The 17,737-nt window shown below is 38.4% G+C and carries 16 protein-coding genes; 8 read left to right on the top strand and 8 right to left on the bottom strand.

Annotation, left to right across the window (positions count from 1 at the left end; genetic code table 11):
• The first annotated feature begins 121 nt into the window (after positions 1–121).
• The 4 genes from EHS11_RS06970 to EHS11_RS06985 are packed head-to-tail and all read left to right on the top strand — an operon-like array spanning position 122 to position 4,700.
• Positions 122–1,348 carry a peptidoglycan recognition protein family protein gene (locus EHS11_RS06970; RefSeq protein ID WP_246047643.1) on the top strand — a complete coding sequence of 409 codons (1,227 nt, stop codon included), beginning with the start codon at positions 122–124 and terminating at the stop codon, positions 1,346–1,348.
• A gap of 14 nt (positions 1,349–1,362) precedes the next feature.
• Positions 1,363–3,999 carry an aminopeptidase N gene (gene pepN / locus EHS11_RS06975; RefSeq protein ID WP_135763682.1) on the top strand — a complete coding sequence of 879 codons (2,637 nt, stop codon included), beginning with the start codon at positions 1,363–1,365 and terminating at the stop codon, positions 3,997–3,999.
• On the top strand, positions 3,966–4,328 hold the full coding sequence (locus EHS11_RS06980; RefSeq protein WP_246047645.1) for a TRL-like family protein: 363 nt from the start codon (positions 3,966–3,968) through the stop codon (positions 4,326–4,328). The genes pepN and EHS11_RS06980 overlap by 34 nt, the downstream gene beginning before the upstream one ends.
• Before the next feature lie 9 nt (positions 4,329–4,337).
• Positions 4,338–4,700, top strand: coding sequence for a TRL-like family protein (locus tag EHS11_RS06985; RefSeq protein ID WP_135763683.1), 363 nt, complete (start codon positions 4,338–4,340; stop codon positions 4,698–4,700).
• Here EHS11_RS06985 and EHS11_RS06990 read toward each other — a convergent pair.
• Positions 4,687–5,643 carry a glycerophosphodiester phosphodiesterase gene (locus tag EHS11_RS06990; protein WP_135763684.1) on the bottom strand — a complete coding sequence of 319 codons (957 nt, stop codon included), beginning with the start codon at positions 5,641–5,643 and terminating at the stop codon, positions 4,687–4,689. The two genes, EHS11_RS06985 and EHS11_RS06990, sit on opposite strands and share 14 nt — an antisense overlap.
• A 233-nt stretch (positions 5,644–5,876) precedes the next feature.
• Positions 5,877–6,890 (bottom strand): flagellar motor switch protein FliG, encoded by a 1,014-nt coding sequence (gene fliG / locus EHS11_RS06995; RefSeq protein WP_109021642.1) that lies wholly within the window; start codon positions 6,888–6,890, stop codon positions 5,877–5,879.
• A gap of 101 nt (positions 6,891–6,991) precedes the next feature.
• On the opposite strand from fliG, the gene EHS11_RS07000 reads away from it, so the two are divergent.
• The 3 genes from EHS11_RS07000 (at position 6,992) to EHS11_RS07010 (ending at position 9,185) form a co-directional block, all read left to right on the top strand.
• On the top strand, positions 6,992–7,513 hold the full coding sequence (locus tag EHS11_RS07000; protein ID WP_135763685.1) for a DUF1564 family protein: 522 nt from the start codon (positions 6,992–6,994) through the stop codon (positions 7,511–7,513).
• A gap of 116 nt (positions 7,514–7,629) precedes the next feature.
• Entirely contained in the window at positions 7,630–8,220 is a 591-nt protein-coding gene (locus EHS11_RS07005; protein ID WP_135763686.1) for a TetR/AcrR family transcriptional regulator, read from the top strand.
• Positions 8,221–8,231: 11 nt separating this feature from the next.
• Positions 8,232–9,185 (top strand): MBL fold metallo-hydrolase, encoded by a 954-nt coding sequence (locus EHS11_RS07010; RefSeq protein WP_135763687.1) that lies wholly within the window; start codon positions 8,232–8,234, stop codon positions 9,183–9,185.
• Positions 9,186–9,355: 170 nt separating this feature from the next.
• On the opposite strand, the gene EHS11_RS07015 is transcribed toward EHS11_RS07010, so the two are convergent.
• The 4 genes from EHS11_RS07015 to EHS11_RS07030 all read right to left on the bottom strand — a co-directional run bounded on the left by EHS11_RS07015 (position 9,356) and on the right by EHS11_RS07030 (position 13,038).
• Positions 9,356–9,709 (bottom strand): hypothetical protein, encoded by a 354-nt coding sequence (locus EHS11_RS07015; RefSeq protein ID WP_135763688.1) that lies wholly within the window; start codon positions 9,707–9,709, stop codon positions 9,356–9,358.
• A 238-nt stretch (positions 9,710–9,947) separates the two neighbouring features.
• The gene (locus EHS11_RS07020) at positions 9,948–11,789 is read right to left on the bottom strand and encodes a sensor histidine kinase (RefSeq protein WP_135763689.1); all 1,842 of its coding nucleotides are present in this window, start codon (positions 11,787–11,789) and stop codon (positions 9,948–9,950) included.
• Positions 11,789–12,469: a response regulator gene (locus tag EHS11_RS07025; RefSeq protein ID WP_135763690.1), complete on the bottom strand. Its 681-nt coding sequence runs from the start codon at positions 12,467–12,469 to the stop codon at positions 11,789–11,791. The genes EHS11_RS07020 and EHS11_RS07025 overlap by 1 nt, the downstream gene beginning before the upstream one ends.
• Positions 12,466–13,038 carry a hypothetical protein gene (locus EHS11_RS07030; protein WP_135763691.1) on the bottom strand — a complete coding sequence of 191 codons (573 nt, stop codon included), beginning with the start codon at positions 13,036–13,038 and terminating at the stop codon, positions 12,466–12,468. Before EHS11_RS07030 ends, EHS11_RS07025 begins: the two co-directional genes overlap by 4 nt.
• Between EHS11_RS07030 and EHS11_RS07035 the strand changes: the two genes are divergently transcribed.
• Complete coding sequence (locus tag EHS11_RS07035) at positions 13,037–14,116, top strand: hypothetical protein (RefSeq protein ID WP_246047647.1); 1,080 nt, start codon at positions 13,037–13,039, stop codon at positions 14,114–14,116. The genes EHS11_RS07030 and EHS11_RS07035 overlap by 2 nt on opposite strands.
• Positions 14,117–14,119: 3 nt before the next feature.
• Here EHS11_RS07035 and EHS11_RS07040 read toward each other — a convergent pair whose 3' ends face one another.
• Together EHS11_RS07040 and EHS11_RS07045 are read right to left on the bottom strand one after the other, a co-directional pair.
• Positions 14,120–15,109 carry a M23 family metallopeptidase gene (locus tag EHS11_RS07040; protein ID WP_135763692.1) on the bottom strand — a complete coding sequence of 330 codons (990 nt, stop codon included), beginning with the start codon at positions 15,107–15,109 and terminating at the stop codon, positions 14,120–14,122.
• 30 nt (positions 15,110–15,139) lie between these two features.
• Complete coding sequence (locus EHS11_RS07045) at positions 15,140–17,569, bottom strand: sensor domain-containing protein (protein ID WP_135763693.1); 2,430 nt, start codon at positions 17,567–17,569, stop codon at positions 15,140–15,142.
• Between the last annotated feature and the right edge of the window lie 168 nt (positions 17,570–17,737).

Consider the following 17,737-nt stretch of genomic DNA (forward strand, 5'->3'; position numbering starts at 1 on the left):
ATTTTTCCGAGTAGTATGGCATAATTCCTTAAAAATATCACTCATTTTCCTTATTTTCTTTGAAGCCTGTGCGGTTTTTCGAAACAAAAGATCGATTCCTCAATCGTTTCAGAGAGATCTCTTGCCTTTTTCCACAATCTTACCCAAGGAAAAGGTTCTGGAAAAAATAGAATTCACTCCTAGAACACCGAATGATGTGACTGCACTCGTTCTGCATTCCACGGACAGAAGGAATCCTTCAGATTATCTCAGACTATCCATTGAGAACGGATTCATGATTCATTTGTTAGTTGATAAGTCGGGTAAGGTTTATGCAGAACCTTTGTTTCTAACTAAAATTTTTATCGCTGCACCGGGAATCGACAGGGAAAGCATTCATATTGCCTATGAAGGCACCCAAGAATCGCTTTTAGCAAACCCGATTCAACTAACAAAACTTATCTCTATAATCGATACTCTTTCGGAAGAACTGGATATCCCGAAAACGAATCAGAATGTTATCACTAAAAAAGGAATTTTTTCCCATAACCAAACAAAGAGAAGATTCGGGGGTTTCGTTGATTTTTCCGCCTGCGGGGGGGAATTAGCGATGCAGAGCATTCTTAAAAACCTAGGCGGTCAATTCTTTGAAGAAGACAACTGGGTGGATCGTTTTGAATCGGGCTGGTCTTTGAAAAAAGAAAGCAAACAAAAGCTACAGGAATCCTTTCATCCTACCAACGGACGGGGAATTACAAAAGCGGCGAAAATTGCCATTCCCAGTCTGGAAAAAGACGAGTCCGACTTTCCTTTGGAATCGTATAGAGTTCGTTATACGCACAGGGGAAAGATCAATCCTACTTGCATAGTATTGCATTACACTGCGATCCCCGATTATTTCCGATCCTTGAAAACTCTGGAAAATCGAAACCTTACCGCGTCGATCATGGTAGATAAAGACGGAAAAGCATACCAGTTGGTGGATGTTTTGGAAGACCGCGCCGCCGCCGCGACGGGTACCAATGACAACTGCATTCAGATCGAAATCGTAGCCTTGGACACGGCGGAACTTCTCGTTCAAACGGATCAGATAGAAAAGATAAAATTACTGGTGACTGAACTTTGCAAAAAATACAAAATCCCTTTTACTAATGAGGATATTGCATCTTTTTCAGGCATCTTTAGTCACACCCAAGCAAAGAAAAAATGGGGTGGTTCTATTTTCCTAAATGCAAAAGACTTTGATCCAGGAGAAGAGTATATGGAATTGATTTTGAAGTCGATTGACGGAAAATACTTTTCAGAACCGGATTGGAAAAAAAGAAAAGATTCGGATTGGGCTATTTTATATCGGAATTTTCAACCGTAAGAAGGAAAGGAATCATGAAATTCAGTACGTTACTTAAATTAATTGCATATAGTTTTATTTTTTTGGCGATCTCGTGCTCGGACCAATCGGATTTATACCATTTAACACAAAGGGATGCAGAAATAAGATCGGAGCTCGTTGAAAATGTTTCTTACAAACTGAATATCAGTTTAACAAAGCAGGAAACTTTCACCGGAAAAGTAGAGATTCGTTTTTTGGCCAAAGAAAAAGAGAACCTGAGAGTAGATTATTTTTCCGGAAGGCTGACAAATGTTATTTTAAATTCCAAAACGGTTACGGATTCCATTTTGAAAAAAGGCGGTTTCTTTTTTCTTCCTGCGGAAGGAATCGTCTTAGGCGAAAACATTGTTTCTATCGAATTTGAAACTCCTTATTCCAGAACCGGGAACGGATTACACAAGTTTGTTGATCCTGATGACAAGGAAACCTATATCTACTCGCAGTTTGAGGCATTCCATGCGAACAAAATGTTTCCCTGTTTTGACCAACCGGATCTAAAAGCAAAATTCACTTTGTCCGTCAATGCTCCTAAAACTTGGAAAGTGATTTCCACTACTCTCGCCAGTTCGATTGCACCGAATCCTTCCGACCTTGAGAATAGTTTGCATGTTTTTCCCGAAACTTCCAAAATCTCCACCTATGTTTTTTCTTTGCATGCAGGGTCTTATCAGGTTTGGGAAGATAAATACAATACCATCCCTCTACGGCTTTTCGTGCGCAAATCACTGGCAAAACATGTGGATCCGAAAGATTGGTTTTTATTCACCAAACAAGGATTTGAGTTTTTTGACGGATATTTCGGGATAGTTTATCCGTTTTTAAAATACGATCAAATCATTGTTCCCGAATTCAATTTCGGTGCTATGGAAAATGTAGGTGCAGTCACTTTTTCGGAAAGATTTGTAAGCCGAAGTGCGATGACAAGAGCGCAAAGAGAAAATCTATCCGATGTTATCTTGCATGAAATGGCCCATATGTGGTTTGGAAATCTTGTAACAATGAAATGGTGGAACGGACTTTGGTTGAACGAAAGTTTTGCGACTTACATGGCAAGTCTCGCTCAGGAAAAAAATTCTGAATTTGTAGAAACCTGGGAATCCTTCTTTGAAAAGATGAAACAATGGGCTTACGATGAAGATTCCTTTGTGACAAACCATCCTGTAGAAGCAAAGGTGAACAATACGGAAGAAGCATTCACTCAATTTGACGGAATCACTTACGGAAAAGGTGCCTCAGTCCTCAAACAATTGGTTTTCTTTATAGGAGAAACTTCCTTTCAAAAGGGAGTCCAATCTTATTTGAAAAAATATTCCTATTCCAATGCGACGTTAGGCGGTTTTCTTTCCGAGTTGGAATTTGCAAGCGGGTTCCCGTTGAAGAAATGGTCCAAAGATTGGCTGGAAACAAAAGGCACAAACGAGATCGAATTTTTAACAATTTGTGAAGGAAATCATTTGGGTTGGAAACTCATTCAAAGCGCGCCCGGCAATGCAAACAAACTAAGAGATCATAAAATCAATATCGGTTTGTATTTCTTGGAAGAAAAAGAACTCAAATACAAGTCCATTCCAGTTCTTTACAGAGGTAGATCCATTTCCGGTATAACATCTGTTTCATCCTGTCCCAATTTTGTTTTGGTGAATGGCGAAGACCATGATTTTGTAGTTTGGATTTGGAATGAAGTCAATTTGGAAGAATTGAAACTGGTTCTTTCTCAAGACAAGGATTCCTTTCGAAAGTTGATTCTTTGGACTTCGTTTTACAACCAAATCACTTCCGGCAAAGCCAAATTCGATTCTTTTCTGGAATTGGCAAAAGTAGTATTGCCCAAGGAAGAAAATCTCAAAATCAAAAAATGGGTTCTATCAAAATTATCTTCCGACCGGGGTTTTACTTATTTTACAAGCCAGTTCTGGTATCCTGAAGATTTGAGAAACAAACAATTAACAAAATTAGAAGATTTTTTTTGGGAAGGATTGAATCGGGCAACAATAGGATCGGATGAACAAAAATATTGGTTCTTCGCCTATTTGGAATCTTCTTATACGAAAACTTCCATAGACAAAATTTGGGAAATTTATAACGGTAGATTCATCGTACCTGGATTGAAAATTGATCAAGATATCAAATGGTCTTTGCTTACCAAACTTGCCAGTTTGAATTATCAGAAAGAACTCATTACTGTTGCCCTGGAAAAGGAGAAAAAGGCCGATCCTTCCTTGAGAGGAGTAAACTCCAGTTTGGCGATCGAAGCTTCGTTTCCTGACAAAGAAACAAAAACGAAATGGATGGATTTGCTTCGTAATCCTAAAAAATCGGGGCTTTCTTCTTCCAGTTTAAGAACGGTTGCCTATCATTTGTTTCCTGTGAATCAAAAGGATTTACAATTTCTCTATTTGGATGATTATCTGGACGCGTTGGAAAATTTCACTCCAGGTGAAGATGAAAATTATCTGGATGGTTTTGCAAAAAGTCTTGCTCCGAATTTTTGCGCGGATGAAACAAAGTTGATTTTGAAAAAGTTTGTTTCCAATCATCCCCGATTGCCTGTATCCATTCAAAAAACATTATTAAAGCAGATTGATTTGGAAACGAAATGTTTAGCAATGAAGAAGAAACATTTTCAATAGATGAGATTGATTATTTTCAAATGAAAACAAAGGGATTATTGATTTTATTTTTTAGTGTTTTGGAGCTGGCTTGTGCTTCTCCGGGATTTGGTCCGAATGGGTTTTTGGTAACCCAAACCAAAATCGGTATTTTCGGGACGGGAGAAAAAAGCCAAAAATTCGGAAAGGCATGTGTGTTTTCCCTATTAGGACTATTTGCTTACGGAGACGGTTCCATTGAGAATGCAAAACGAAAAGCGAATATCAATATTGTAGAAGAAATCAATTGGGAAACCATCTCCCTTTTTGGCATTTATTCTTCGTTATGTGTAGAAGCGGGTGGAAAATAACTAAGATTGATGAATTTATTTTCCAATTATAAACTGTTTCGTTACTTTAGTAGTTCCAATTTGTCGGTTTTTCTTTTTTTTATCCTTCACTTAAACTGTGTAAATTTGGGAAACCCGCAAGGTCTAGGACCGACAGGAAGTCTTTATAGTTCGTATCGAATCGGTGTTTCGGAAAATAAGGAAATAGAGGCCGCTTCCAAAATGGGAAAAGCATGTCTAAAACGATATGCTTTTCTTTATGTTGCCGGAGATGCAAGTCTGGAAGCGGCGGCAAAGAACGGACAAATTGTAAGTATCAAATCAATAAACAAAGAGGCGTTTAACATTTTGTCAGTATATTCCTCTTTGTGTACGATCGTTACCGGGAATTAGAATCCGCTACCTTTCTAAGTAAATTAGGATAATCGGAAATCACTCCATCTACCCCACAACCTAACAAACGATTAACTTCCTTTTCATTGTTTACTGTCCATGGAATCACTTCGATTTTGGAATCATGTGCTTGTTTTACAAACTCAGGAGTCACATATAGAAAATAAGGCGAAATGACATTTGCTTTCAAGGATTTTGCCGTCTCTATGATATCTTGTCTATAGCCGTTTCCAAAACCGATTGTCATGAGAAATCCTTGAGTATAAGTGGGGGCAAATAAAGCACTGGTTTTGATTTTGGGATTCTTTTTTTGTACGAAGGGGAGCGTTCTCATATCGAAAGACTGGATTGTAGTTCGATCTATAGCCTTTGCCTTTTCAATTGCAGAAACAAGCAGATTTGTATGTTCTTCAACAATCGAATCGGAGGCGGATCCATCGTCAGGAAATTTGGTTTCAATATTGAAGAAGAACTTTTGTTTCGCTTTTTTTTCCGCTTCCAATACTTTCTGAAAAAAGTCTTCTATCGTGATAAGTTTGGTCCCGGGAACAGCAACTTGTTCAGGAAAAGATGGATTTTTTTTCGATCCGCAATCTAATACTTGTAACTCGGCAAATGTCAGATCATAAAGAGAAGTTTTTTTGATGGATGATCCATCCTGGTTTTGACAGATCACCGGATTGGTTTCCGAATCATGGTGAATCACGATTCGTTTATCTTTTGTCAGAACCGTATCCAATTCCAAAGTAGTCATTTTGTATTGAATGGCTTCTTCGAAAGCAGGCCATGTATTTTCTGGTTTTAAGCCCCTTGCTCCACGATGCCCTTGCCAATCTACCTTACCATTTAAGGGTGTATTTTTAATTACAGAAGAGGCACAATCTATCAATAGAAAGGAAAGAAAAAACAAACTAAGATAACTAAAGAAGAATCGAAATTTCATAAAAACTCCATTTGAATTGGATGATAAAATAGGAAATCCACCGGGAAAAGAAAGGATTTTTTGTAGGGAGTGTGTGGTAGTTTTGGGTTTGATGCGGCAGGGATCGGAGCGGGGCGCCGAAGGCGCCGTCCGTAGGACCGAAGCCGATAGGCGGAGTCGCGGAAGAGCACGGTTTCGCACCGCCTAAGGTGCGAAAGTCGCCAAAAAAATAAAACGAATTTAGCAGCGAAAAATTATACGACGAGTTCGTCTTCTCCGGCACGTGCAACAACGATCTCGCCCGCTTCTTCGAGTTTACGAATGATGTTTACGATTTTTTGCTGCGCGTCTTCCACGTCTTTGAGTCTAACGGGACCCATAAAGTCCATATCCTCCCGAAGGAGGTTGGCGGCGCGTTTGGACATGTTTTTGAAAATTTTGTCTTGTACTTCGGAATCTACTGACTTGAGTGCTTTCGCCAAATCAGTGTTATCTACTTCACGCATTACTTTTTGAATTGCACGGTCATCCAATAGTACGATATCTTCGAATACGAACATCCGTTTTTTGATTTCTTCCGCGAGTTCCGGATCTTCTTCTTCCAAGGCTTCGATGATTGTTTTTTCCGTTCCCCTATCCACAAGGTTAAGAATTTCAACCACGGAATCGATACCACCCGCAGAGGTATAATCTTCCGATGCGAGGGTGGAAAGTTTTCTCTCTAACACGCGTTCTACTTCGCGGAGTACATCCGGAGATACACGGTCCATGGTTGCGATTCTTTTTGCCACTTCCGCTTGGATTTGGTGCGGGAGATTGGAAAGGATGTTCGATGCTTTTTGAGGATCGAGGTAAGATAAAATTAAGGCTATGGTTTGAGGGTGTTCCCCCTGGATAAAGTTGAGAAGGTGCGCCGGGTCAGTCCTTCGGATAAAATCAAATGGCCTAACTTGGAGAGACGAAGTCAATCGATTGATGATATCGATCGCTTTTTGGTTACCTAATGCTTTTTCTAAAAGTCCGCGGGCGAAGTCGATACCACCATTGGTGATAAACTCCTGTGCCATCATAAGTTCATTGAACTCGACTAAAACTTTTTCTTTGTCTTCCGGAGTGATCTTATCTAAACGAGCGATTTCGAAAGTGATTTGTTCAATTTCATCTTCGCGGAGATGTTTAAAAATCTCAGAAGCTACATCGTTTCCTACTGCTACTAGGAAGATTGCGGCTTTTTGGCGACCTGTGAGTGATGGCTTCTTATTGAGCATAAACTTTGACTGAGAATCCCGATTACTAAATTTATCGGCGGGAGTTCGAAAAAACAATAAGATTTAGGGCCAAACCGATTGTTTTTGAGCCTTCCTTGGTAATGAAGAACTTTATTAAGAATCCGATGTATTCCAGTCGGTTTGTTTCTGCTCGAAACAGATCCAGCTTTCGCTCTCTTGAGAAAATAGGGGTTATGTTTTTGGTTCCTTGCGAGCTTATGCCCCATCTTTCTATTTTGCGAAAGTTTGGCGGGATTTCTCGTGCCTTGAGCGTTCTTTTGAGTCGATATTCCGAGATGGTATCGAAAGGGATAGGGCGGGGAGCAAAAGGTGGATCGGTAATTCTATACCAAGAGGAAGGTTTGGAATTGCAAAGACTGGGTGCTCGGGTGCGGGAAAGGGACTGGGTGGAGTTAAGCCTTTTAGCTGAGTTTTTAGGAGTTTCGAGGTGTTGCCTTTTTGCAAAGTTACTGGAGTTGGATTTGTTGGGATGGGGGGCGAAGTTGGGTGAGGCGGGATTTGTTAGACCTATCGCATCCCTCCCTTTCCTCTCACTCAAGTCCCAACTCCTGCCATACCCAATCCAACATAAATACAAGACCAAAATGACCTATTTGCTCTAAATCCTTTCCCTTCATCCGAGAGCTTTCCATTTTTATAAATTAAACCAAACGTAGATGGATTTGCTAGATCTCAAAATTATATTGACCGGTCTATTTATTAAAATTAATATAGCCCAATGAGTACAAAAGGGAACCAAACCAAATTAAAAATGATCAAAGCGATGGCTGAATCCTTGGAAACTATTGGCTACTCCGGAACAGGGATGAACGAAATCGTAAAAGTAACAGATTCTCCAAAAGGGTCTTTGTACTTTCATTTTCCAGGGGGAAAGGAAGACCTTGCTTCTCAGGCTTTAACACATACAGGCGAAGAAATGGGAAGAGAATTTACGGAATTACTAGAATCTTCAAAATCTGCAGCCCAAGGAATTTCTAAAATCTTTCAAGCTTTAGAAGACAGAATTTTAAAAAGCAATTTTACCAAAGGTTGCCCGATTGCAACGACAGCTCTGGAAAGCGCTTCAGAAAGTAATTTAGTAAACAAAGCTTGTTCTACAATTTTTACATCTTGGTCCGATAAACTTTCGCTATACCTACAGTATAATAAAATACAGGCGAAACAGGCAAAAGAACTTTCTTTATCTATTCTTTCCTTATGGGAAGGGGCTGTCTTGCTATCTAAGACGAATCGAACCATCGAACCATTGAAAGCGGCAGCCAAAACGGCTGAATTCTTAATCCAATCGGAACTAGCTAAACTTACGTAGGAAACTTAATCATGGTAAAAACAAAACGATACCTTTCTATTGCACTACTTGTTATTTTCAGTATTTTTCTACTCATCTTATGGAGATTAGGTTATCCTCGCCTTACCCCGGAACAAGATACTACGATGATTTCCAAGAGCCAGTACAAGATCCCATTCGAAAAATTAAGATTTACCATCATCAAAACCGGCGAAGCAATCACTTCAGAAGCATTTGTTGTGGAAGGAGGAAATCCTTTTCAAAAAGGCCGAATCTCTCATTCGGCTATTCTGATAGAACATTCCAAAGATAGATTCTTATTTGATACTGGCCTCGGGACTCATGTTGCAGAAGAATTCGCAGAACATTCATTATTTCTCAGAATCCTAATGAAATTCAAAAACCATAACCCTGCCGTTCAACAACTATTTAGACAAAATATTCCACTGGAAACAATCAAAACTGCATTTCTATCCCACCTGCATTGGGATCATGCAAGTGGGATCAAAGATTTTCCTAATACTGAATTTATAACTACAAAAGAAGAATATCATTCTGCATTCGAAAAATCGGGTTATATCAAAAGACAATTTGACGGGGATTCCATTCGCTGGAAATTTTTGGAGTTCGATTCCATTCCTTATGAAAACTTCACAACCAGTAAAGATTGGTTTGGCGACGGAAGCGTGATTTTTGTGCCTATGGCAGGTCATAGCGCAGGATCTTTGGGAATGTTTCTGAATTTCCCCGATGGAAGGCGATATTTTTTTACGGGAGATACAACCTGGTCCGAAAAAGGATTCCTTTTTCCCGCCCATAGACCCAGGGGTTCTCGTTCTATCGTAGATAAAGATCCGGAGGATCTAGGAAAAGAGTTAACAAAAGTTCATCGACTATTAAAAACCTATCCTAACTTAAAACTAATCCCAGCCCATGATTTAGGAGTACAAGAAAAACTCGGACTATTTCCAAACTGGGTGGAATAACTGCTTCGTTTATATATAGATTTCCAACGGGCGCCTCGGTGCCCTTCGGCGCCGCGATTCAATCAATTATTCCAAACGGACACTTACCGCAATCAAGGATGATTTCCTCCCATAGTTCGGATAGCAAAGCTTCATAAGCTAGTTTGCAGCCTAATAATTTAAATAAAATTTTAAATGTTAGTCGACAGAAATATAAAATCTTCTCCGTCAATATAGGTCTCGGCCTTGCAATTTTGGCTTATATAATTGTTTAGAACTTTTTTCCCATATTCTTTATAAGTAATTCCGGTATCAATCGTTGCCTGAAACTTTATTCTGTTTTCTATTTTTTCACTCAAAGCAAGAACCATCTTATCACTATCTTGTCCATAACCTGCCTTATTCAAAGCTGTTACTTGACAAATGCTTTCTCCATATCCTTTGGCAAAACGCTCTACCCATGCTTTCTCTTTCTCACCAAAACATGAGTTATAAAATAAAATAGCGATGATTGTAAAAATAAATATGGGTTTCTTCGAGTTCATTGTTAATCCTTTAATTGAAATTATGCGATAGAAGAAAAAGGCGGGAGGAGTCCCGAATTTGTAATAACAAACCAAGGTCCCTTTCCCGCAAAAAGCATTGAAAGCTTAGATCTTCGCATCCGGTTCTTAAAAACCGAATACTGACACTCATTCTACTATTTGTATATTAAGGAGTAGCCTTTCCGTATAGAAAATTAGAGTAGATTTCTATAGGATGTTTTACCCTATAGGAGAACTACTAGCGAGGGATCAGCAGTTCAAAATGAGATTTCGATTTTTCATAATAAAATCGGACATTGCTTTCCAGTTTAAAAGCCCGCATTTTGATATTTTCCAAACCAATTCCCTTTGTTTCCAGATAGGGATTCTCGAATTTTTTTCCATCATTCGAAATTTTCAAAATAAGCCCCTGAACTTCTTTACGCCAAAATACATGAATAGACTCGGCTTCCCCATGACGGAGGATATTGGACATAACTTCTAAAAAAATTTTCTGAACGTGAAGACATTCATCAATCTTTAAAGCTCCGGAAAAATCTCCTATCATTGAATGAACTTGAATTCTACCTGTTTCATGAATTCTCTTGCAATAACGGATGATAACTTCTTCCACCAATTCATTTTTACTTCCCTGGTGGTGCATCAAAAATACGATATCTCTTACATTTGAAATCAATTGGCTCATCTCTTTCTTTAATTTCAAAAGAGTTTGATCCTTTTTCCCATTTGCTTCCAGTTCAAACAGAATTGCGGTCAACTCAGAACCAATGGAATCATGTATATCAGAAGCGATGCGACTTCTTTCTTCCGTCTGAAATTTAAGTTGTTCGTTATATCTCAATTGCAATTGGGCAAATTCTTTTGTTCTCTCCAAATCATCCGTAAAACGGTAGGAAATAATATAGGAATTTAAAGCAACAAAACCGACCAGTCCGATCGGAAAACTATAAGGAAATAAAATATATACTTCATACAAACCGTAGATTACATCATTTAACATCGTAATTGCGAGTATCAATCCGGTCAGAAAAATCGTTATTGCTTTCGGTTGTTTCTCTTTAATCGCCTGGACAATACCTCCCAGAATAGGAATGGCGTACAAAGGAGGAAAATATAAATAATATTGATAGAGCTCGAGAACGCCAGCTTCGGAAAAAAATATAATCCCTGAGAAAAATACAATAGTAGTCATTATCGGATAAGATATCCATTTGGATCGATATTGATTGGGAAACATTTTACTAAAAAGCAAATATACGATCGGAACAAACGCAACTTCGCAAAAAAATTCAGCTCTAATTCTTAAATCTAATGTAAGATGAGGAATCATCCTATACTGGATTTCGGAAGTGATGAAACTATAGGAGGAAACAATAACACAAAATAAGGAAAAATAAAAAGGAGTAAGATCTTTTCTGTATGAAAGATAAAAAACAAAATGGTATAAACCGAATGAAAATATAACAGTGATTAAAAATATTTCCAGCCATTCCGTTTTCTTTTCTTCTTTTTCCAACAATTCTCCCTGACTAAGCAAAAATGGTTTTCTGATTCCGGCTTTCAGAATATTCCCGTGAAAATTGGAAACAGCTACGGTAAGAGAAAAATCCTTTTCAGGCACCGAGAGAATCGTTTGAAACGGATGTGCAATTAAATAGCTATCGGAACTGTTTTTTCCCGGATGTCCGTTTGAAAAAACTTTGGTATCATTCAGATAAACTTCATAGATTCCCGGCAATCGCGGAATCTTTAATTTTATTCCGGAAATTTCATCTTCCACTCGAACATTCAATCTGTAAACGCCATATCCTTTTAACAAGTATAAGCTGACAGGATATTCCCTCCAAATTCCCGGAACCGGAACAAAGACAGGATTGGAATTTTCTTTTTTCAAATCTTGCAAAGAATGATTCCAATAAAATTCCCAATCCCCCGCCAAAGGCAACCCTCTAGCTAAAAGATCTTCTTTATGTATTGAAATTTTTCCCGACGAAGATACAGGAAATGATTTCGGTTTGGTCAAATCGGAACATTGATATAGATAAGGAAAAAAAAAGAGAAGTAACGAAATCTTCTTCATCAAGGATAACCGGGAATATTCCGTATAATTCCCATTCGTCGACCTCGAATGATTGCCTCCGATTTGGAATGGACTTCCAGTTTTTTATATATTTTCTCTATATGGCGGCTTACTGTATGCGAGGAAATATCAAGCTCTTCCGCAATATCGGGAAAAATCATACCCAAAGCCACAAAGTTCAGAATTTGCAATTCACGGGCAGTCAATCCGGAATTGTTCGGTACCGGATTGGAATACAATTCTCCCCGTTTTGCAAATTCAAGAATGATCTTGTCTGCAATTCGAGGAGTCAATGGCGCCCCTCCAAGAACGATTACATTCAATTCCGCCAGCAAAAGATCGGGGGTGGTATCCTTTAATAAATAACCCGATGCTCCGTTTTGAATGGCGTTGATGATTTTGTCCTCGTCTTCAAAAACCGTATAGATCACATACTTTGTGTTATGTGTGATTGGTTTCAAAACCCGCAGGCAATCCAATCCGCTTTTTCCGGGCAATCCGATATCCAAAATGGTAATATCAGCGGGTTCTTTGGGAATTTCTTCAATCGCCTGATCGGCATTTGCATAATGTTTTAAAAATTTGAACTGTTTGTCCTTTGCCAGTAGGTCTTTTAGATTTTTTGCAGTGTGAATATTATCTTCAACGATCGACACTGTAAAAGCTGTCTTGGATTTCATTGAAGCAAACTTTTGATTCCGGAAATGGATTTTTCCAAATCGGAAATTTTAGCCAGAATTTCCAATTTGTTCTCATGTGCCGAATCGGCTTTGGAATGAGCAAGAGCCATCAAACCGTTGTAATCTTTTGAAACTTGACTCAGACTTTCTTCCCAGTCTCTCGGTTTGATTCTTTTTTTAGCGAGAATTTTCTTTCGAATTTTTTCGTAAGCGAATTTACCCAACCCAAATGCATGCAAAGGAAGCAGAATGTACAAACAAATCCAAAGAATCTTACCGTAATCCGGCGTTTCACTAAACAGACTCCACAAATAACCCCAAATCCCGCAAAGTAGCAAAATCGAAACTGTCAAATTTGTCTTAGGAGTTGCAGGAGAAATCGAATTAAATAACGAAAGGAGAATGACAGAAAACACAAGTAAAAGGAGAACTTCCCAAGGAACTATTTGAAAGAACAGATCCCAAAATTTTTGGAAACGATCCCAACTTTCTTGAAATTCACGAATGGAATTTTGAAGGTCGAGGATTTGTTTTTGGATTTTTTGAAAGAATTCAAATACGGCAGACATGAGCCAATTTACGAATAAATTATTCAATCAGGCAAGAGATTTCTTATATAAATTTACGAAGGGATCCACCCTCTTAAATCTTTTAATAGCATATACTTTGATAGCGCTTCCGTTCTTTGTCTATCATGAATGGCATCTTCCTTGGCATTATATCACCTTGTTGAGTCTGGCAGCATTAATATGCGGGTCAATTTTACTATTCGGCACTCTATATGCGATCCGAGAGTACTGGATCAACCCTTATCATCCGCTAATCGAGATCATCGCCATCTTAGCTTTCATTCTTTCCCTCTGGCTTTCCGAAGTATTCCATTTCAGAGCAGGTAAAGTATTCTTTTTTATTTTATCATTCGTTATCATACTAATCCGTGTTTTGCGGATGGATTTTTATGTTAAAATTTCTTTGGCAACGATTCTACTTGTTGGCAACGGATTGCTGTCTTTCCGCGCCTTGCAAACAGTTGAGATCTTATCTTCCTATGTTCTTTTTAAAAACAAGTTTAAGTTTGAAGAAGTAGATCTAAATTCCTGGACAAAATCCGAAACCGAAAACAGTTACTGGAATGAAGAATTGAAAATCGGATTTACAATTCCCGAAGATTTTTATTTTTTCAAACCCCAAGATTTGAACCTGGAACAGAAAACCGGAGCCGGGCAAATAGCAGGACTTATCGCATCAAGCGATACGGATGCAAATCGTTATCCTTTCATCCGAATGTTTTATTTTCCTTCATATGTAAGTTTTGAATTACACCAAGCCGCATCGGAAGTGTCTTCCTATTTGAACATGCAGATCAGCAAACAAGAGATAGAAGATTTGCAGGAAATTTCCGCCGTAGAAAATCTGCTTCCGAACTTAGGAAGCAAGTTTTGGACATTTTATGATTCACTTAGACCGCGTTATGCTAAATCGGGGTTCATACTGATTGAAAATATGAATCATGATAAGATCCTGCTTCATATCACGGAGAACCTTGAAAAAGGACAAGCCCATGAACCGGGCATCGAATCTATTTTAAAATCAGTTCGATTTAGTGAAAATGAAACACCGGTTCCTGAGGACCTGGAGCAAAAATAGTTTTTATTTTTTAGAACTAGCGAGTTCTTCGCCCGACTCTTCCATAATTCCTGCAATAGAAATCAAAGATAAAGGATCTATCAGAGTATTGGCAATTTTTGCACCTAAGTGCAAATGAGGACCGGTAGACATTCCCGTAGAACCCACCTTTCCGATTACCTGTCCTTTTTTAACCTTATCACCTACCTTCACCAACATTTCACTTTGGTGCATGTAGAAAGTGAAGATCTTATTTCCGTGATCCAGAACTGTAAAATTACCTTCATAGTACATAGGTCGTGCAAGAACCACGGTTCCATCTTGAATCGACAGGATAGGAGTCCCCGATTTTCCTCGAAAATCCACACCGCCATGGGGTTTTCCCTTTTTCTTATTATAATCCCGCCTAACATAGAATTTGCTGGTAATGTGAATACGATCCAAAGGCAATTTGAAATTGTCGCTGAATTGCAAACCTGATTCTTTTGCAAAAGCAACTTCTTTTGCTTTCGAACATTCTTTGATAAATTCCAACGTCTCCTTTGAGAGTTCCTGAGTTACGAATTTCTCATCAACTTTGATCGTTTGATTTTTTTGGATCACTTGAAATTTAGTAGGTTCAAGTTGAATTTGATATTGTTTTGTTCCGCGCTTTACAAAAAAGATCTTCGATTGGATTTCCAAATTCATCGATCCCGGAGCAGCATCCGGAGAAATTGCCAAAAAACCAATCTGGCTACTTCCCTGTTTGGATAAGATAACTTCCTTACCCATCCAAAAGACTTTGAAGTTTTCGTGAATCCACTTTTTATTTTTAGGTGTTAGTCGAAAAAGAATCGCTTCGCCTCTTCCGAATTTCCTAGCTTCCAAAAGAAGGAAAAAGTTTTTCTCTTCTTTTTTTACAAAGTAATTGGATGAATTTTTTATTCCATTAGGTTGATGTAATTTCTTCCCCTCTGCCAAAAGTGAAAAACTAAAAAATAACAGGCTGAAAGCTAAAATTTGTTCTTTCATTAGATAAAGAATCGGTCGGATTCCCCTTCTTTAATGGTTAATTTTTTTAACATAGGATATAAAATCTTCGGCAGGGAGAGGCTTGCTATAGAAGTACCCCTGAATGATATGGCATCCGAAATTTTTCAAAATATTTCGTTGAACCTCGGTTTCCACCCCTTCCGCAATTACTTCCATACCGAGAGAAACAGCCATATTGATAATCGCTCTGCAAATAGCTTGATCATCTTCGTTTTTATCCAAATCAATTACAAAGGATCGATCGATTTTTAAAATATCCGCATTAATTTTTTTCAAATAACTTAAGGAAGAATAACCGGTTCCAAAATCATCAATGGAAACTTTCACTCCGAGATCAGAGAGGTAACGAAACGCTTCGATACTTTTTTCGGGATTTTCCATAATGGAACTTTCCGTCAGTTCCAGTTCGATTTCATGCGCATTAATTTTAAAGTGTTCAAGCGTCGCATGAACTTTATGAGCCCAATTGTTTCTTTTCAATTGTTTACCGCTCACATTGATACTTACGTTGAATCCGTTTATATTATCGTCACACCAACTTTTTTTCAAGCGGCATGCTTCTTCCAAAACCCAATCTCCGATTCTTTCAATCAGCCCAGAGTCTTCGGCCACCGGAATAAATTCAATAGGAGGCACCCAACCGCGTTCAGGATGTCTCCAACGAATCAAAGCTTCCGCTCCGCAAACCCGATTTGATTTCATGGAAATCTGAGGCTGGAAAAATAGGCTAAGTTCATTGTTTTGCAAAGCTTTTCTAAGCGAACTTTCAATGTACAATCGTTTTTCCGAACGAAGAATCAGCTCATTAGTATAAAATCGAAAATTATTTCTACCGACTTCCTTTGCCTTATACATTGCCATATCGGCATTTTTCAGCAATTCCTGTGTCGTTATACCATCATTAGGTGAAAGTGCAATTCCCATGCTAATTGTAGTATATAAATCCCTACCCATCACATGGAAAGGTTGGCTGAGTATATCAAGCACGCGGGAAGCAAATTCGGACGCTTGTCCTCTGTTGAGAATGTCAACTTTCAATATGGCAAATTCATCTCCGCCGAAACGGGCAACAGTATCCACCTCAGTCATAATTCGTTTCAAACGGGCAGCTACCATCTGCAAAAGCATGTCTCCTTTTGCATGTCCCAAACTATCATTGATAAATTTAAAATTATCGATATCGAAAAAGTAGCAAGCGATCAAAGTCTCCGTAGATTTATGATTTTTAATAGCCTGATTTGTATGATCGATAAATAAAGTACGGTTGGAAAGGCCGGTCAAAGAATCATAGTAAGCCAAATAGGAAATCCTCTCCTCAGCTAACTTTCTTTCGGTGATTTCAATCCCGTAACTGATGACTTTCCTTGTTTTGGAATCCGGATCTTCAATAGGAATGTATTTTCTTAACAGATATTTTTTCCCGTCCTGCTCATCGGGAAGCAATTCTTCAAACTGAACTATATCGTTTTTATTTAAAGCTACACTCAGGAATTTTTGCCTTTTTTCCGCAAACCCGGGAAGCAAATTCAATCTTTTGGAAAGTTCCGCATCGGTCTTCCCATAAAGCCATGATCGAATTTCAATATTCGGCACTAAAACAGGATTTGAGTATTCATACTTGAAATCGTCGCCTAATACTGATATATCGGAGTCGATATTGTCTAAAATGAATTCATAAAATGCTTTCTGTCTCTTTACCTGTTCCTGGGCTTTTTTCCTTTCAGAAATATCCCGAAACGTAGCCCAGATTACCATCTTACCATTCACAGGATATAAGCGAAAGGAGGACTCGGTCGAAATCAACTTATCGTCTTTTGTAATTAACGATCCGCCTTCGATCAAACTCCCCTGAAATTCGGCTTCATCACTTGCTACCTTTGGCAACAAAATGGAAAAATCTTTTCCTTTTAGATCTCCTTCTTTATAATTTAAAACATTTAACGCCTGTTTGTTTATTCCTATGATTTCTTTGGATTGAGGGTCAATTTGGATTAGGATGTCCAATGATTCTTCGAATACATTTTCAAGTACAGCCATCCTCTCTTTGATTTCTTCGAGTTCACTGGCTCTTTTTTGATCCAGGATCAATCTCTCTGCAAAATTAAGAGTAATTGATAAAAGTTCAAAAGAGTAAAAATCCCTGGAAAGATTGAGCTGAGTAGGATGAGATAAATTTTCTTTCGGAATTGAATTTTCAAAAACGAGTATGGAAGGAAGGTTTGGGAAACGTTCAAAAAGAAATTTTTGTTTTTCTGAAAATTTCTGGTCTTGCCAGAAGAAAAGCACATTTCGCGAGTCAGGTGATAAAGAATCCAGTTCCGTAAATTCGGAAAAAACCTTTGTTTCCACTTCGAAATTTTTCTCTATGTCGCTAAGGAGGGTTAAGTAAAAATCGGAGTCCTTTTTCTCTATATAGACTGTAAGATTTTTGGAGGACATAAACTAGAAATAAGAAGACGAGAAAATGCGTTTCTTACAATAGATTTTTTTTACTTACTTGAAGATCCAAAGGTTTTCTTTCCGATTTTTCGAGTTTCCAGACATTGTTTGCCCTTTTTTTGCCCCGCAACAAACCAATTTTCCTCCCAAAACGGATAAGCGGTTTTC

Origin of the sequence: Leptospira ilyithenensis (genome assembly GCF_004771005.1) — a bacterium.
Taxonomy (GTDB): domain Bacteria; phylum Spirochaetota; class Leptospiria; order Leptospirales; family Leptospiraceae; genus Leptospira_A; species Leptospira_A ilyithenensis.

Bases quoted from the DNA above. Each gene is read 5' to 3' on its own strand.
- EHS11_RS07040 (WP_135763692.1), bottom strand. From the start codon at position 15,109: ATGAAAGAACAAATTTTAGCTTTCAGCCTGTTATTTTTTAGTTTTTCA.
- EHS11_RS07045 (WP_135763693.1), bottom strand. From the start codon at position 17,569: ATGTCCTCCAAAAATCTTACAGTCTATATAGAGAAAAAGGACTCCGAT.
- EHS11_RS07025 (WP_135763690.1), bottom strand. From the start codon at position 12,469: ATGAAATCCAAGACAGCTTTTACAGTGTCGATCGTTGAAGATAATATT.
- fliG (WP_109021642.1), bottom strand. From the start codon at position 6,890: ATGCTCAATAAGAAGCCATCACTCACAGGTCGCCAAAAAGCCGCAATC.
- EHS11_RS06990 (WP_135763684.1), bottom strand. From the start codon at position 5,643: ATGAAATTTCGATTCTTCTTTAGTTATCTTAGTTTGTTTTTTCTTTCC.
- pepN (WP_135763682.1), top strand. From the start codon at position 1,363: ATGAAATTCAGTACGTTACTTAAATTAATTGCATATAGTTTTATTTTT.
- EHS11_RS07000 (WP_135763685.1), top strand. From the start codon at position 6,992: ATGAAGAACTTTATTAAGAATCCGATGTATTCCAGTCGGTTTGTTTCT.
- EHS11_RS07005 (WP_135763686.1), top strand. From the start codon at position 7,630: ATGAGTACAAAAGGGAACCAAACCAAATTAAAAATGATCAAAGCGATG.
- EHS11_RS06985 (WP_135763683.1), top strand. From the start codon at position 4,338: ATGAATTTATTTTCCAATTATAAACTGTTTCGTTACTTTAGTAGTTCC.
- EHS11_RS07015 (WP_135763688.1), bottom strand. From the start codon at position 9,709: ATGAACTCGAAGAAACCCATATTTATTTTTACAATCATCGCTATTTTA.
- EHS11_RS06980 (WP_246047645.1), top strand. From the start codon at position 3,966: ATGTTTAGCAATGAAGAAGAAACATTTTCAATAGATGAGATTGATTAT.
- EHS11_RS07035 (WP_246047647.1), top strand. From the start codon at position 13,037: ATGAGCCAATTTACGAATAAATTATTCAATCAGGCAAGAGATTTCTTA.
- EHS11_RS07020 (WP_135763689.1), bottom strand. From the start codon at position 11,789: ATGAAGAAGATTTCGTTACTTCTCTTTTTTTTTCCTTATCTATATCAA.
- EHS11_RS07010 (WP_135763687.1), top strand. From the start codon at position 8,232: ATGGTAAAAACAAAACGATACCTTTCTATTGCACTACTTGTTATTTTC.
- EHS11_RS07030 (WP_135763691.1), bottom strand. From the start codon at position 13,038: ATGTCTGCCGTATTTGAATTCTTTCAAAAAATCCAAAAACAAATCCTC.